The 14,810-nt window shown below is 70.4% G+C and carries 14 protein-coding genes; 4 read left to right on the forward strand and 10 right to left on the reverse strand.

Going from position 1 to position 14,810, the window contains the following annotated elements:
- Positions 1-663, reverse strand: a 663-nt coding sequence (locus tag V5O40_RS22930; protein WP_332907370.1) for an RICIN domain-containing protein, incomplete at its 3' end; no start/stop codon positions are given.
- 499 nt (positions 664-1,162) lie between these two features.
- Positions 1,163-1,579: a MarR family winged helix-turn-helix transcriptional regulator gene (locus V5O40_RS22935; RefSeq protein WP_269740789.1), complete on the reverse strand. Its 417-nt coding sequence runs from the start codon at positions 1,577-1,579 to the stop codon at positions 1,163-1,165.
- A 123-nt stretch (positions 1,580-1,702) separates the two neighbouring features.
- On the opposite strand from V5O40_RS22935, the gene V5O40_RS22940 reads away from it, so the two are divergent.
- Positions 1,703-2,533, forward strand: coding sequence for an NAD(P)H-binding protein (locus tag V5O40_RS22940; protein ID WP_332907371.1), 831 nt, complete (start codon positions 1,703-1,705; stop codon positions 2,531-2,533).
- A 50-nt stretch (positions 2,534-2,583) separates the two neighbouring features.
- On the opposite strand, the gene V5O40_RS22945 is transcribed toward V5O40_RS22940, so the two are convergent.
- Positions 2,584-3,774 (reverse strand): DUF2254 domain-containing protein, encoded by a 1,191-nt coding sequence (locus V5O40_RS22945; protein ID WP_332907372.1) that lies wholly within the window; start codon positions 3,772-3,774, stop codon positions 2,584-2,586.
- On the reverse strand, positions 3,771-4,442 hold the full coding sequence (locus tag V5O40_RS22950) for a hypothetical protein (RefSeq protein WP_332907373.1): 672 nt from the start codon (positions 4,440-4,442) through the stop codon (positions 3,771-3,773). Before V5O40_RS22950 ends, V5O40_RS22945 begins: the two co-directional genes overlap by 4 nt.
- Positions 4,443-4,732: 290 nt before the next feature.
- On the opposite strand from V5O40_RS22950, the gene V5O40_RS22955 reads away from it, so the two are divergent.
- Positions 4,733-5,008, forward strand: a complete 276-nt coding sequence (locus V5O40_RS22955) for a BON domain-containing protein (protein WP_332907374.1) — start codon at positions 4,733-4,735, stop codon at positions 5,006-5,008.
- Positions 4,974-5,573, forward strand: a complete 600-nt coding sequence (locus V5O40_RS22960) for a DUF421 domain-containing protein (RefSeq protein WP_332907375.1) — start codon at positions 4,974-4,976, stop codon at positions 5,571-5,573. Before V5O40_RS22955 ends, V5O40_RS22960 begins: the two co-directional genes overlap by 35 nt.
- Positions 5,574-5,607: 34 nt before the next feature.
- On the opposite strand, the gene V5O40_RS22965 is transcribed toward V5O40_RS22960, so the two are convergent.
- Positions 5,608-5,940, reverse strand: coding sequence for a hypothetical protein (locus V5O40_RS22965; protein WP_332907376.1), 333 nt, complete (start codon positions 5,938-5,940; stop codon positions 5,608-5,610).
- A 151-nt stretch (positions 5,941-6,091) separates the two neighbouring features.
- Positions 6,092-6,763 (reverse strand): lytic polysaccharide monooxygenase auxiliary activity family 9 protein, encoded by a 672-nt coding sequence (locus V5O40_RS22970; RefSeq protein ID WP_332907377.1) that lies wholly within the window; start codon positions 6,761-6,763, stop codon positions 6,092-6,094.
- Positions 6,764-7,026: 263 nt separating this feature from the next.
- Between V5O40_RS22970 and V5O40_RS22975 the strand changes: the two genes are divergently transcribed.
- Positions 7,027-8,322, forward strand: a complete 1,296-nt coding sequence (locus V5O40_RS22975) for a hemolysin family protein (protein WP_332907378.1) — start codon at positions 7,027-7,029, stop codon at positions 8,320-8,322.
- Positions 8,323-8,402: 80 nt separating this feature from the next.
- Here V5O40_RS22975 and V5O40_RS22980 read toward each other — a convergent pair whose 3' ends face one another.
- The 4 genes from V5O40_RS22980 to kdpB form a co-directional block, all read right to left on the reverse strand.
- A complete protein-coding gene (locus V5O40_RS22980) occupies positions 8,403-9,086 on the reverse strand; it encodes a response regulator (protein WP_332907379.1) in 684 nt (227 codons plus the stop codon).
- The gene (locus tag V5O40_RS22985; RefSeq protein WP_332907380.1) at positions 9,083-11,632 is read right to left on the reverse strand and encodes a sensor histidine kinase; all 2,550 of its coding nucleotides are present in this window, start codon (positions 11,630-11,632) and stop codon (positions 9,083-9,085) included. The genes V5O40_RS22980 and V5O40_RS22985 overlap by 4 nt, the downstream gene beginning before the upstream one ends.
- Positions 11,633-11,710: 78 nt before the next feature.
- Positions 11,711-12,592 carry a potassium-transporting ATPase subunit C gene (locus V5O40_RS22990; RefSeq protein WP_332907381.1) on the reverse strand — a complete coding sequence of 294 codons (882 nt, stop codon included), beginning with the start codon at positions 12,590-12,592 and terminating at the stop codon, positions 11,711-11,713.
- Positions 12,592-14,802 (reverse strand): potassium-transporting ATPase subunit KdpB, encoded by a 2,211-nt coding sequence (gene kdpB / locus V5O40_RS22995; protein ID WP_332907382.1) that lies wholly within the window; start codon positions 14,800-14,802, stop codon positions 12,592-12,594. Before kdpB ends, V5O40_RS22990 begins: the two co-directional genes overlap by 1 nt.
- Positions 14,803-14,810 lie beyond the last annotated feature (8 nt).

Below are 14,810 nucleotides of genomic sequence, written 5' to 3' on the forward strand. Positions count from 1 at the left end.
CGGCCCCGTCGACGACCACCGGTACGACGACGGCAGATTGCACGTACCCGACGGCGGCGGCGTCGTCGGCGTCGGGTTTCCGCCCCCGTCGACCCGGACGAGCTGCCACTGCTGGTTGGCGCCGTTCCAGTCGTCGTACTGGACGATGTTTCCGCCGTCGGCGGTCGAGGCGCCCTGCACCTCCATCACCTTGTTGCTGTTCCGGTTGATCATCCGGACGTAGCCGCCGTCGGAGTCGGCCAACCGGAACTGCTGGTTCGCCCCGTTGTGGTCGGACCACTGCACGATGGCGGCGCCATTGGCGGTCGACCAGTTGTAGACGTCCAGCACCTTGTTGGACAGCCGCGACTTCAGCCGGTAGTAGCCACCGCCCGAGTCCACGAACTGCCACTGCTGCTGGTTGCCGTTGTTCCGGGACCACTGGGTGATCCGGGCGCCGTCGTTCGTGGCCAGGTTGTACACGTCGAGGGCCTTGCCGCTGTTGCGGTTGACCAACACGTACCACGCGTTCGTGTCGACCGTCGCGGCGGCGGCCGGAGTCGACACCGCCACGGCGGCGGCGCTACCGGCGACGACCGCCGTGACACCCGCCGCGGCGGCCCGCAGCAACCACCTACGTGGCCGCGAGGGCGGGAGAGATGGAGACCTACCAAAGGCAGACATGTTCCTCCTTCAATGACCGAGAGCCGGGCGGTTCACCCGAGGACGGGCGCACTCCCCAGCACCTGCGGCGCTTCTGTTAGCGCTAACATGGATGTCCGCATGTCCCCGCACACGCCTGGTCCATGGGCCCGACGAAGCAGGCTCGCCCGGTAAGCCGTAGGCATCGCCGTCCTTGCCCATCGACTGTGGGCGATAACATGCCGTTCGTCAAGCCGTAATGTTCCCGGAATCACGAGCTGCGACTTTACGGAGATATCAGACATCCGGCGCAGGTGACCTCGACGCACCTTCCTCCGACCACCTGCGACATCGTCGCCCTGCATGACAATCGGAACTCACGGCAAGCGACGACAACAGAGAGTCATGGTTACGCTAACATCGATGCTTACCCATAGTCACCCGCCGCGGCACGGACCGGATTCCTCCCGGTCGGGTCACTGCCCGCAGCCCGATGTTCGGCGTCGCCAAGCAGACCGTGCAACGCGCCACCGGCAGGGTCCTACGAAGCCGGACCCAACACCTTCGCCAACAGGCCGGAAAGCTGGCGCTGCTCCTGGTCGGTGAGCGATGCCAGCCGCTCGGACGGAAACTCGAACGCCCCCCGGACGGCGCGGCGCACGTCAGCTCCCGCCGAAGTGATCAACACGCGCTTGATTCGCCGGTCGTCCGGATCGGGCACCCGGGCGACCAGACCACGGGCCTCCAGCCGAGAGACGAGCTGGGTGACGTTCGAGGCGTCGCACCGCAACTCCAGGGCGAGCTCCCCCATCGGTCGACTGTCCTCGGGCAGGTGTTCGAGCAGACACGCCTGTGCGGCGCTGAGCCCCGCGACCTGCGCGGCACGGTCGTAGGCCGCGTCGTACGCGAAGACGAAATCCCACAACTGCCGGGTGAGGGTGTCGGCCAACTCGGTCACGACCCCAGATTAGTTGACTCTCTCAGGTAACGCCGTCTAGGTTGAGTGAGGAACTTTAGTGACTCAACAACATGGGGGTTCGACGTGAAGAGTCCGAGTTCAGCGCGGGCCGGTACGCCCCGCGTGCTGATTACCGGAGTCCGTGGCAAGACCGGGTCGCCGCTGGCCAGGCTGCTTGTCGAAGACAAGGACGTCGACGTGCTCGGCGGCAGCAGCAACCCGGCCTCGGTCGACCTGGATGGTGTGCGACCGACCGCCTTCTCCTGGGACGTCCCCTCGGGATGGAAAGCGGCGACCGAGGGCGTCGACGCCGTGTACATCGTCCGACCGGATCGTGCGGACGCGCCGGACCTCATCGGCGCGCTGCTCGACGAGACGCCCGCTCGGGCCCGGATCGTCCTGCTGTCCGAGCAGGACGCCGACTACATGGGTGCCGACGGATGGGCACCGCGCGCCGAGCGGGCGGTACGCGACAGTGGGCACGCCTGGACGATCCTGCGGCCCAGCTGGTTCATGCAGGTCTTCACCGATCCGCGGTTCTACCGTGATCAGATCGCCGACGGGAAGCTGCCGTTCTCCAGCGGCGGTGCCAGCCTGGCCTGGATCGATGCCCGCGACATCGCCGCCGTCGCCGAGCGGGCGCTGCTGGACGAGAAGCATGCCGGCCAGGTGTACGAACTCACCGGCCCCGAGTCACTCACGCTGCCGCGCACCGCGGAGCTGCTCTCCGCCGCGGCAGGACGTCCCGTTGCCCTGCACGAGATCACCGTCGACCAGGCCGTCGACGGGACCACCGGGTTCGAACGGGAACTCTTCGCGCTGACCTTCGAGCGCGTACGGGCGGGTAGCTTCGCGGAGGTCACCGACTCCGTCGAGCGGGTGACCGGACGGCCGGCGCGAACCTTGCCGGCATTCCTGGCCGAGGCCGGGCCGCCCTTCGGTCGGGCGACCTGACCCTGTCCGGGGCGACGAGCGGCAGACCTGCGGAACCTCGGGCCGGGTCGTCAGCTCGTCGGCAGCCGCCGCCGGATCGCCGGCCGGTGGGCAGGGAGTGCGACGGAGTCGAGGTCGGCGACGACGGCGTCGAGCAGCCGGCTGATCCGTGGTTCTCCGTCAGCGGTGTTGCGCAGCTCGTCGACGATCATCGCCAGGTAGGTGTCGTAGGTCGGGCGGTTGGCCAGGACCCGTACCGTGCCGTCGTCGTCGCGTACGATCCCGACCGGATCGGGCCGGGTCGCGAGCCGACGGAGCAGGTCGTGTGCCTCCTGGACGGCGCGTACGGCGGTGGTGACGTCATTGGAGGCGGGGGACAGCGCACGCGCGGCGATGTCCCCCAGCTGACGGAGGCCGAACCCCACGTCCTGGCCCGGTGTGCGCTCGACGTCGATGGTGACCGAGTTGGCGACGCGTTCGTCGGGCAGTGGACGCGGCCCGACGCCGGGCAGCCGGTGGCAGTGCAGCAACGGCGCACCGGCGACCACGAAGTCTCCCGGCGCCGGCACGACGGTGATCGCGCAGTCGTGTTCCCGCGCCAGCCGGGCGAGCAGGGCGAGATCGGCGCTGGTGACAAGTCCCGCAGCCGTGGCCGGCACGACCTGAACGACCTCGCCGGCGATCTCGGCCGGCTCCTCGTGCTCCGGCACGTGCCGCTCGATCGTCCGGCGGGTCTGCGCGCCGATGGCGACGATGATGTGCGACACCCGCATCACGGTGGTGATGTGGTGCAGGTAGTAGATGAACATCGCGGTGCTGGCCAGCACGAGCGACATCGACACGGCGAGGGACAGCTCGGGCAGCCGGTCGCTGTCGCGGGCCGGCAGCGCGGCGAGCACCACCATCGCGAAGAGGAACGTCGCCACGAACGTCCCCAGCGTGGACTGGATGACCCGGTCCTGCAGGAACGTGCGCAGTACCCGTGGGGAGTACTGGCTGCTGGCCAGTTGCAGCGCCACGACCGTGATGGAGAAGACCAGCGCGGTGAACGAGATCATCGCCGTGATGATCGACGACAACAGGGACCGGGCACCGGGAGGTCCGCTGGGCAGAATGCGCTCCACCGGCAGCCGCAGCCGCAGTTCCAGCACCGACAGGCCGATGGCCAGCACGACCGCGCTCGCCGCGAAGAGTGCCGGGATGAGCCAGAAACTCTGCCGGATCTCGGCGAGCCGGGCAGCGCCCGTACGGGGTCGCCTCACGTCGCCGTAGCCTTTCGCTCCCGCTCGGCGCTGAGGAAGAAGGCGCCGAACGCACCGGCAAGGGTGCCGAACACGACCACCGAGTAGATCGCGAGCACCAGTTCGACGACCTGGGCGAACGGATCGTCCGCGCCGAGTGGTTCCCCCGTGATGGTGGCCAGGGCGACGTCGTGCAGCGCTGGTCCGTACGACCGGTAGGAGCCGGTGACGACGAGCAGTTGGCCGACGCTGAGGACGACTGTCGTCGTGATGATCGCCAGCCACGCGATCCGGTCGGTCAACAGCCGGCCGGCGGAGCGCGAGCCGCGCACCGCCGCGGTGATGACACCGCCGGCTCGGGCGGCGCGCAGCGCGGAGGCGGCGCGGGCGAAGCGGAGAAACGGCACGGCGAGGAAGATGATCTGCCACCAGTTGCGTCGCCAGAACCGGCGGGTGTCATGGCGGGCCAGCCAGGCGCGCAGGGCGAATTCGGCCACGAACACCGCCCACAGCACCCAGCCCAGGACGGTCAGGGCGGTGGACAGCGTGGGATGTCCGGCGAGCGCCTGCCCGAGGACGACCAGGACGAAGAGCACACCGAGGGCACCCATCGGTTTGTCGAGCCGCCGGGCGACGCCGTGCAGTACCGCGTCCTCGGGCGTCCGCTCACCGTCGGTGGGCCGGCTCATCGTCGCGCCGGCCGGTTCACCGGTACCCCGTCCACCCGCGCTCGCTCCTGGTGTCCTCCCGGAGCGTTGGGCGGGTCACGGTGATGTCCTCCTGGCGGTCGTGCGGCAGAGCCATGGTCGGCCGCCCTGGTGCTGTCCGCTACCCGAGATCGCCGATAGCAAACCTCGAGCGCCGAGATCCGCCGACCGTCACAGTCACGGGCAGAGACCGTCATCGGTTCGTCGTGTTGTCCGCCGTGGCCGCCGGGTAGGGCAGTTCTAGCAGACCCCGTCCCCTGAAGGAGTCAGCCATGACCCACCCGTGGTTCTTTCCCCACGACATGCCCCCGCTGTTCTACGCCGAGCCCACCACCGCGGACACCCGACTGGCCTGTCGGTTGCTCACGCGCATGCAGCAGGATCCGCGACTGCGCCACGAGCGCATCTGCATCGAGGTGCAGAACCGGGTGGTGGTGCTCGAGGGCACGGTCAGCACGGCCGGGCTGAGCGCCGAGGCGCATGCTCTCGCCTGGCTTACCCCGGGAGTGCACGATGTCAGCAACCGCCTCCGGCACCTGGACGGGTGACCTGATCGCTGGGCTCTTCGCGGGCCCCGGGTTGGGGTACATCACCACGATGGTGCTGAACAATCCTGCCGACCTGGTACGCCTGCTCGTGATCGCGTTGGTCGTCTACCCGGCGCTCGTGGTGATCCTGCGGGTTTCCGGCAAGCGGACGCTGTCCAAGCTGAACGCCTTCGACTTCGTGGTCACGGTCGCGCTGGGCTCGACGCTGGCGACGATCCTGCTGTCGCGGGACGTGTCGCTGGTGGAGGGAATCCTCGCCCTGATCCTGCTGGTGGCGTTGCAGTACGTGGTCGCGCTGCTCGCCGTCCGCTGGCCGCCGTCGCAGAAGGTGCTCAAGGCCCGACCCACCATGCTGCTACGGGACGGGCGGTTACGAACCGAGACGTTGCGGGCGACCCGGGTGGCGGAGAGCGAGATCCGGCAGGCCGCGCGGAGCCAGGGCGCGGGCGACCTGCACAACCTTGCCGCAGTGGTGCTGGAGACCGACGGCAGCCTGAGCATCATCACCCGCGATCAGCTCGGCGACGGCAGCACCCTCGTCGATGTGCGCGACGAGGGGCGGTAGCCCGCCCGGCCGACGAACGGCGCGTCCGCCCCCGTCAGCCCTCGATCGGTGGACGGTCGATGTTGAGATGGAAGGCGCGCTCCTCCGCCTCCTGACGGGCCGCGACGAAGTCGCGCTGCCAGTCCTGGGCATCGTCCGGGATCCGCGCCACCACGTGCTCACCGTGCACCCGCCCGTCCGCGTCGGTCAGGGTCACCCCGACGACGGTGTGCCCACGCCCGGGTATCGCGTAGTGCCGCACCGCCCAGCGGGCGGACGCCTGCGCGGCGTGCCGGCGGCGTCGGGCGCCGCTGGTCAGAACCGCGGAGACCAGCAGGACGGCGGTCAGTACGACCACGGAGACGGCCAGGAACGCGAGGATCCGCACCCGCCCGAGGCTACCTCGCCGCCTGCCGATGCTGCGGCGTACGAGCAGGCCACCGGGAAACCGGACGCACCCGGTCACCACCGCCGAGACGCCTCGGCTCCGACCCGGTCGTCCCGGGCCGGAGCCGAGTTGTGCCTGACGGTCGGTTGGATCAGACGACGTTGATGTCGCTGCACCACATGTAGGTCTGGTCCATGTGTGACGCCTTCCAGATCACGAAGAGAACGTGCTGGCCGCTACGCCCGGACGGGATCGAGACGTTGAACGAGATGTTCTGCGTCGGCGCGTAGCGCCCGGTCTGCAGGATCTGGTCGATGTTCCCCCAACCGACGCGCTGCGAGCTCGGATTGAAGCCCTGCCGGGTGACGTAGACCCGGAAGAAGTCAGCGCCGTGGCTGGCCTGGTCGTAGAACCGGAGCGTGAAGTTGCGGCTGACGTTCGTCGCCTTCCAGGCTCCCGGCTGGTTCAGGGCGTCGTTCCGGGAGAGGGCGTTGCTGCAGAGCTGCCCGTCGGGCGTACGGGCCTGGTACTGCCCGCCGAGGCCGTCCCGCAGCTGGCTCATCCAGTTCCACATGGTGTCGGGGTTGGCCTGGAACGCCCGGTGGCACATCGGGTCCTGCGTCTGCATCGCCGGATCCATGTGCCGGTGACCCCAGTTCTGCCAACACTGGTAGGCGCGGGTCGCCGGGTTGATCACGGTGCCGTGGGCCTGGGCGGCACCGGTCCAGGGCAGCAGGGCGGTCACCACGGCGAGGGCCAGGACCAGCGCCCGGACGGTGGGCCGGGATCGCCGGCCGGATCGGTGGGGATGGTGTGAACTCACGGTGCATCCTCCGTTTCTGAAACGCTCACCGGGACGGGTTTGGGAGCGCTTCCAGCGAGTATCACACCAATCGGACAAGATATCAATGATCGTCTATTGATATCGGTTGTTCGGATTTCGTCGCCCGCGCGAGGTTCCAGCTGCGGAAACTGCCGGCTCTCATCGCTGCGTACGTCGAACCGCCGGGTGGCGCGGCACCGCCTGCCGACCGTCGCTACGGTTGATGTTCCGGAGGGTCCGGTCAGGGAGGCGTCGAACGGGCCGTGGGCGGCTATGGCGCGCAGGTCGCGCTGGTGTTGGTGTTGGTTGCGGTGAACGCGGTGTTCGCCGGCAGCGAGATGGCCCTGGTGTCGCTACGGGAAAGCCAACTGGAGCGTCTTGAGCGAAGCTCCCGAGGAGGACGGGTGCTGGCCAGGCTGGCCCGCGACCCGAACCGGTTTCTGGCCACGATTCAGATCGGTATCACCCTGGCGGGCTTCCTGGCGTCGGCGGCGGCGGCGGTCTCCCTGGCCCAGCCGCTCGTGGAGCCCCTGGGATTCCTCGGCGGCGGCGCGGAGCCCGCGTCCGTCGTCCTGGTGACCGTCCTGCTGACGTTCGTCACCCTGGTCCTGGGTGAGTTGGCGCCCAAGCGCATCGCGATGCAGCGCGCCGAAGGATGGGCGCTGCTGGTGGCCCGTCCGTTGGACGCGCTGTCGACGGTCTCCCGACCGGTCGTGTGGCTGTTGGGCGCCGCCAGCGACGCGGTCGTCCGGATGACCGGCGGTGATCCGCGGGCGCGACGGGAGGAGGTCACCACGGAGGAGTTGCGGGACATGGTGGCCGCCCAGCGCAACCTCACCCCGGAACATCGGATGATCATCTCGGGAGCGTTCGAGGTCGCCGAGCGGGTGCTCCGGGAGATCCTGGTGCCCCGTCGGGACGTCGTCACGCTCAGCGAGTCGCTGTCCGCGCCGCAGGCGCTGCGGGAGTTGGGGAGGTCGGGGCAGACCCGCGCCCCCGTCGTGGGACGCGGTGGCCTGGACGACACGGTCGGCGTGGTGCACCTGCGGGACCTGCTCGACCAGGAAGGACCGGTCGCCGCGTACGTCAGCGAGCCGTTGTACCTGCCGGAGACGTTGAAGGTCACCGAGGCGATCCGGGAGATGCGCCAACAGCGGCAGCAGTTCGCCCTCGTGGTCGACGAGCGCGGTGCCATCGACGGGATCGTCACCATGGAGGACCTGGTCGAGGAGATCGTCGGCGAGATCTACGACGAGACCGACCGGGACGTCCAGTCGGTCGTCCGGGAGCCTGACGGCGCCCTGCTGCTGCCGGGCGGCTTTCCGCTGCACGACCTGCCGGACGTGGGCGTCGACCTTCCCGAGGTGCTCGACACCGGCGGCTACACCACCGTGGCGGGACTGCTGCTGGCCCATCTCGGTCACATCCCGACGAAGCCGGGCGAGGTGGTCGAGCTGCCCGGGCTGACCGCGGAGATCGCCGAGGTGACCGACCGGGCCATCACCTGGGTACGTCTGCGGACCATGACCACAGAGGCCAGCGAGTACGGCGTCGGCTGACCAGCGGGCGGCGGCCCGCTCGACGGCCGGCCGCCACCCCCCGCGGTTCCGGGCGGCGGTGGCGGCGGTCGACGTCCGGTTCAGGGCTGGTAGCGGTACCCCATACCGGGTTCGGTGATGAGGTGCCGGGGCCGGGCGGGGTCGGGTTCGAGCTTGCGGCGGAGCTGGGCCAGGTACTGGCGCAGGTAGCCGGTCTCGGTCTCGTATCCCGGCCCCCACACCTCGTGGAGCAGTTGGCGCTGGCTGATCAGCTTGCCCGGGTTGCGGAGCAGTGTTTCGAGCACCGCCCACTGGGTGGGGGTCAGTTTGACCTCGGTGCCGTCGTCGCGGACGACGGTGCGGGTGGCGAGGTCGACGGTGTGCCGGCCGAGCCGCGCGGTGCGGCTGGCCGCGTCCGCTCCGGTGGTGTGCCGGCGGGTGGCGGCGCGGATGCGGGCCAGGAGTTCGTCGACACCGAACGGCTTGGTGACGTAGTCGTCGGCACCCGCGTCGAGAGCGGTGACCTTGTCGTCGCTGCCGGCGCGGCCGGACAGCACGATGATGGGTACGGCGGTCCAGCCACGGAGCCCACGGATGACGTCGACGCCGTCAAGGTCGGGTAGGCCGAGATCGAGCACGACGAGATCGGGTGGGTGGCTACCGGCGAGCTTCAGCGCGGCGGTTCCGGTGCCGGCGACGTCGACGTCGTAGCCCCGTGCGCGCAGGTTGATGCGCAGGGCGCGCAGGATCTGGGGTTCGTCATCGACGACGAGGATCCGGGTCATTCCGGCGCACCCTCCGTGGCCACGGTCGCGGCGGGTAGCCGCAACACCATGGTGAGTCCTCCTCCGGGGGTGGTCTCGGGGTTGATGCTGCCGCCCATCGCCTCGGCGAGCCCGCGGGACAGGGCCAGGCCGAGGCCGACGCCGGTGGTGGTGTCCCGGTCGCCGAGACGCTGGAACGGCAGGAACACGTGGTCCCACTGGTCCTCGGGGATGCCGGGGCCGGTGTCGATGACGCGGAGTTCGACCAGGCCGGAATGGGCGCTTGCGGTGATCGTGGGTGGCTGTCCGGGCGGGCTGTGCCGCAGGGCGTTCGCGACGAGGTTGACCAGCACCCGCTCCAGCAGACCCGGGTCGGCGGTGACCGCGGGCAGCTCGGTCGGAATGTCGGTGCTGACATCGGCGGCCGGTGGGCCGAGCTCGTCCAGGGCGCGGGGCACGACGTCCTCCAGACCGATCGATGCGACGGTGATGCCGAGTGCGCCGGCCTGCAGGCGGCTCATGTCGAGCAGGTTGGCCACCAGCCGGCCGAGCCGGTCGAGGGACTCGTCCGCGGTCACCAGCAGCTCGTCCCGGTCCTCGGGGTCGAACTCCACGTCGGGGCTGCGCAGGCTGGACACGGCGGCCTTCGCCGAGGCCAGCGGGGTACGCAGGTCGTGGCTGACGGCGGCGAGCAGTGCGGTGCGCATCCGGTCGGCCTCGGCCAGCGGCCGGGCGGTGGCGGCCTCCTCGGCGAGGCGCTCCTGTCGGAGCGCGACGGCGGCCTGCGCGGCGAACGCCTCGACGATGCGCCGGTCGGCGGCCTCCAGTCGCCGGCCGCAGAGCACGACGGTCAACCGGTCGTCGACGGGTACTGCCGTCTCACCGGCACTCGGGGTGCCGGCCGGCGACTCGCCGACGCTGGCCACGACCCGCCAGGCCTGCGTCTCCCGGTCCCGGTCGGGCCGGCCGGTCGCCTCGCCGGTCTGTTCCAGCACGCTGACCGCGCGCAGCGCGAAGGTCTCCCGGAGCCGCTCCAGCAACGCCGGCAGGGGCCGCTGCCCGCGCAGGACGCTGCCGGCGACGGTGGCCAGGGTCTGCGCGTCGGCGGAGGCCCGAGCCGCCTCCCGGGTCCGCCGGGCCGCCACGTCGACCACCCAGCTCACCGCCACGGCGACGCCGACGAAAACGCCCAGGGCGAGGAGGTTGTCCGCCTCGGCAATGGTCAGCGTGTAATAGGGCGGGGTGAAGAACCAGTTCAGCAACAGAGATCCGCCGAGGGCCGCGAGCAGCGCCGGCCAGAGCCCGCCGACGAGCGCGACGCCGACGACGGCGGCGAGGAAGATCAGAATGTCGTTGGTCAGGGTGAGGTCGGGCAGCGCCTTGAGCAGCGCGGTCAGGGCCGGCATACCCACGACGGTGAGCGCGAACCCGTACCGCCGGCGCCGCCGGGACAGCGCGGCGGGCACCACCGGACCGCGCCGACCGCGACCGGCCTCGGCGTGGGTGACCAGGTGTACGTCGATGGGACCGGACAGTGCCGTGGTGGTGACCCCGACGCCCCGGGAGAACAGTTGCGCGAAGCGCCCGCGCCGACTGGCACCGAGCACCAGTTGGGTGGCGTTGACGCCCTGGGCGAAGTCCAGCAGCGCGGCGGGGATGTCGGTGCCGAGGACCTGGTGGTACGTGCCGCCGAGGCTCTCCACCAGCACCCGTTGCCGCGCCAGCTGCGCGGGGTCGGCGCCGGCGAGCCCATCATTGCGGGCGATGTGCACGGCGAGCAGGTCGGCGCCCTTGCTGCGGGCGGCGACGCGGGCCGCGCGGCGGATCAGCGTCGCACCCTCCGGCCCGCCGGTCAGTGCGACGACAACCCGCTCGCGGGCCTCCCAGGTGGCGGAGATGCCCTGCTGGGCGCGGTACGCGTCGAGTTGCTCATCGACCTTGTCGGCGAGCCAGAGCAGCGCCAGTTCGCGCAGGGCGGTGAGGTTGCCGACCCGGAAGTAGTTGCCGAGCGCGGCGTCGATCTTGTCGGGGCGGTAGATGTTGCCGTGGGCCATCCGTCGGCGTAGCGCCTCGGGAGTCATGTCGACCAGTTCGACCTGTTCGGCGGCGCGGACGACGGCGTCGGGCACGGTTTCCCGCTGGGTGGTGCCGGTGATCTGGGCGACGACGTCGTTGAGCGACTCCAGGTGCTGGACGTTGACCGTGGACAGCACGGTGATCCCGGCGTCCAGCAGCTCCTGGATGTCCCGCCAGCGCTTGTCGTTGCGGGAGCCGGGCACGTTGGTGTGGGCCAGCTCGTCGACGACGGCCACCTCGGGCCGCCGGGCGAGCACCGCGTCGAGATCCATCTCGGTGAACTCGACGCCCCGGTAGGTCATCGTGCGGCGGGGCACCTGCGCCAGGTCCCCGATCATCGCGGCGGTGTGCGTACGACCGTGGGTCTCGACGAACCCGATCACCACGTCGGTGCCGCGCTCGGCCCGGCGGTGCGCCTCCTCCAGCATCGCGTACGTCTTCCCGACGCCGGGTGCGGCGCCGAGATAGATGCGCAGTTCCCCGCGCGCCATCGCACCCCTCCCCTTCTCGACGACGGAAAGGGCCCCTTGTCACCGCCATGTGTACAGCAAGGGGCCCTTCCGAACCTCTCAGCCGGCGGGAAACTCCCGGTCGAGCGCCAGATTGAGTTCCAGCACGTTGACCCCGGGCTCACCCATGAAGCCGAGCGACCGGCCGCTGGTGTGCTTCTCGACCAGACGACGGACCGCCGTGAGGTCCGCGTCCCGCTCCCGTGCGACCCGGTTCACCTGTAGCTCGGCGTACGCCGGGGAGATGTGCGGGTCGAGGCCACTGCCGCTGGCGGTGACGGCGTCGGCGGGTACCGCGGGGTCGGCCGGTGCGTCACCCCGGATCGGCGTGACCAGGGCTCCGGCGGCGACGTAGTCCTCACCGGGCCGCGCCAGCTCCACCGGTACCCCCTCGTAGCTGGTGACGAACGGCGTGGCCGGTGCGACCTGGTTGACGCTCACCACCCGGGTCACCGCCCCGGTCAGGCCGTCGGCACGGAACACCGCGAGCACCGCGCCGACCCCGTCCGGGGTGCAGTACGGTCGGCGGCCGTCCACGCCGTCGAGTTCGCCGACGGCCCTGCTACGCGCGCATACCTGGGTGAGCAGGCTCGGCGTCGACTCGTCCGGGTCCGCGGCGAGGGTGTCGACCACGTTTTCCGGGCCGAGGTTGCTGGCGGCGGTGGCGGTCGGGTCGTAGCCGTCCCCGGCGGCGGAGGGGCGGGACTGGAAGTAACGCGGGACCGGGTTGCCGTCCGCGTCGGTGAAGGACTGGCCGATCAGCGAACTGCCGACGGTCCGCCCGTCGACGGCCCGCAGTGATCCGTCCGCCTCGTCCGCGAGGCCGGGGATCCGGCCCGCGGCTACCAGCGCGAGTGGGTAGGCGAGGCCGAGCAGCACGGTGAAGACGAGCAGCGCACGTAGCGCCGCGAGGTGCTGGGCGAGCCAGTTGGGTAGGCGCATCACGAGATCCCTGGGATGAGCTGGAGAAGCAGGTCGATGAGTTTGATGCCGACGAACGGCACCACGATGCCGCCGAGGCCGTAGACCAGCAGATTGCGGCTGAGCAGCTTCGACGCGGCGGCGGGCCGGTACCGCACCCCCCGCAACGCGAGTGGGATCAGCGCGACGATGATGATCGCGTTGAAGATGACCGCCGCGAGGATCGCCGACCCCGGGCTGGCGAGTCGCATGATGTTGAGGGCGTCCAGACCGGGGTAGATGCCGGCGAACATGGCCGGGATGATCGCGAAGTACTTGGCGATGTCGTTCGAGATCGAGAAGGTGGTCAGCGCACCCCGGGTGATCAGCAGCTGTTTGCCGATCTCGACGATCTCGATCAGCTTCGTCGGGTCGGAGTCGAGGTCGACCATGTTGCCGGCCTCCTTGGCGGCCGACGTGCCGGTGTTCATGGCGACACCGACGTCGGCCTGGGCGAGCGCCGGGGCGTCGTTGGTGCCGTCGCCGGTCATCGCGACCAGTCGGCCGCCCTCCTGCTCCTTGCGGATCAGGGCGAGCTTGTCCTCCGGGGTGGCCTCGGCGAGGAAGTCGTCGACCCCTGCCTCGTCGGCGATGGCCTTCGCGGTGCGCGGGTTGTCACCGGTGATCATCACGGTCCGGATGCCCATCGCGCGCATCTCGTCGAACCGCTCCCGCATGCCGGCCTTCACCACGTCCTTGAGGTGGATGACACCCAGCGCGCGGGCCGGCTCGCCGGCGGCGTGCTCGGCGACGACGAGCGGGGTGCCGCCGAGGCCGCTGATCTCGTCCACGAGCTGCCCGACCTGCTCGGTCGGGTGACCGCCGTTCTCCCGTACCCACTTCATCACCGCGGTGGCCGCACCCTTGCGGATCCGGCGCGTCGGCCCGGCGGCGCCGGCCTCGACGGTGCCGTCCGGGGTCAGGTCGACGCCGCTCATCCGGGTCTGCGCGGTGAACGGCACGAAGGTCGCGTGCGAGATCAGGCCGGGCTCGCGCTCGCGCAACCCGAACTCGTTCTTGGCGAGCACCACGATCGACCGACCCTCGGGGGTCTCGTCGGCGAGGCTGGACAACTGCGCCGCGTCGGCCACCGTGGCCACGCCGACCCCGTCGACCGCAACGAACTCGGCGGCCTGCCGGTTGCCCAGGGTGATGGTGCCGGTCTTGTCCAGCAGCAGCGTGTTCACATCGCCGGCGGCTTCTACGGCCCGGCCGCTCGTCGCCAGGACGTTGCGCTGCACCAGACGGTCCATGCCGGCGATGCCGATCGCGGACAGCAGCGCCCCGATGGTGGTCGGGATGAGGCAGACCAGCAGTGACACCAGCACGATCCCGCTGACGCCGGCGTCGGTGATCGCCTGCGTGTCCGGAGCCGCCCCCTGGTAGTTCTTTGAGAAGATCGCGAGGGGTTGAAGGGTGACCACCGCGAGCAGGAAGATGATCGTCAGTGCGGCGAGCAGGATGTTCAGCGCGATCTCGTTCGGGGTCTTCTGCCGGTTGGCCCCTTCGACCAGGTTGATCATCCGGTCGATGAAGCTCTCGCCCGGCTTCTGCGTGATCATCACGACGATCCGGTCGGAGAGCACCTTCGTGCCGCCGGTGACCGCGCTCCGGTCACCGCCGGACTCCCGGATCACCGGCGCCGACTCGCCGGTGATCGCCGACTCGTCGACGCTGGCGATGCCCTCCACCACGTCCCCGTCGCCGGGGATGATCTCGCCGGCCTCGACGACGACCACATCGCCCTGCGTCAACTGTGGAGCGGGCACCGACTCGGTGCGGTAGGTGCCGGGGGTGGCGCCCGCGGTCCAGCCCAGAGCCCGGGTGGCGACGGTGTCCGTCTTCGCCCGGCGCAGGGCGGCGGCCTGTGCCTTGCCCCGGCCCTCGGCCACGGCCTCGGCCAGGTTCGCGAAGACGACCGTGAGCCACAGCCAGACGGTGATCGCGACCGCGAACACCGACGGGTCCGCCACCGCGAGGACGGTGGTGAAGAGCGCTCCGATCTCGACGATCAGCATGACCGGGTTTCGCCAGAGGGTACGCGGGTCGAGCTTGCGCAGCGCGTCCGGCAACGACGTGAGCAGCTGCTTCGGATCGAGCAGACCGCCGCCGACCCGGTTGCCCTGGACGGCCGGTGTGCCGGCGGTCGCCGCGTCGGCGGTGCCGTGTGGTGCCGGCGTGGAGGTGGTCATTTCCTTCT

Source organism: Micromonospora palythoicola (genome assembly GCF_036689795.1).
Lineage (GTDB): Bacteria > Actinomycetota > Actinomycetes > Mycobacteriales > Micromonosporaceae > Micromonospora > Micromonospora palythoicola.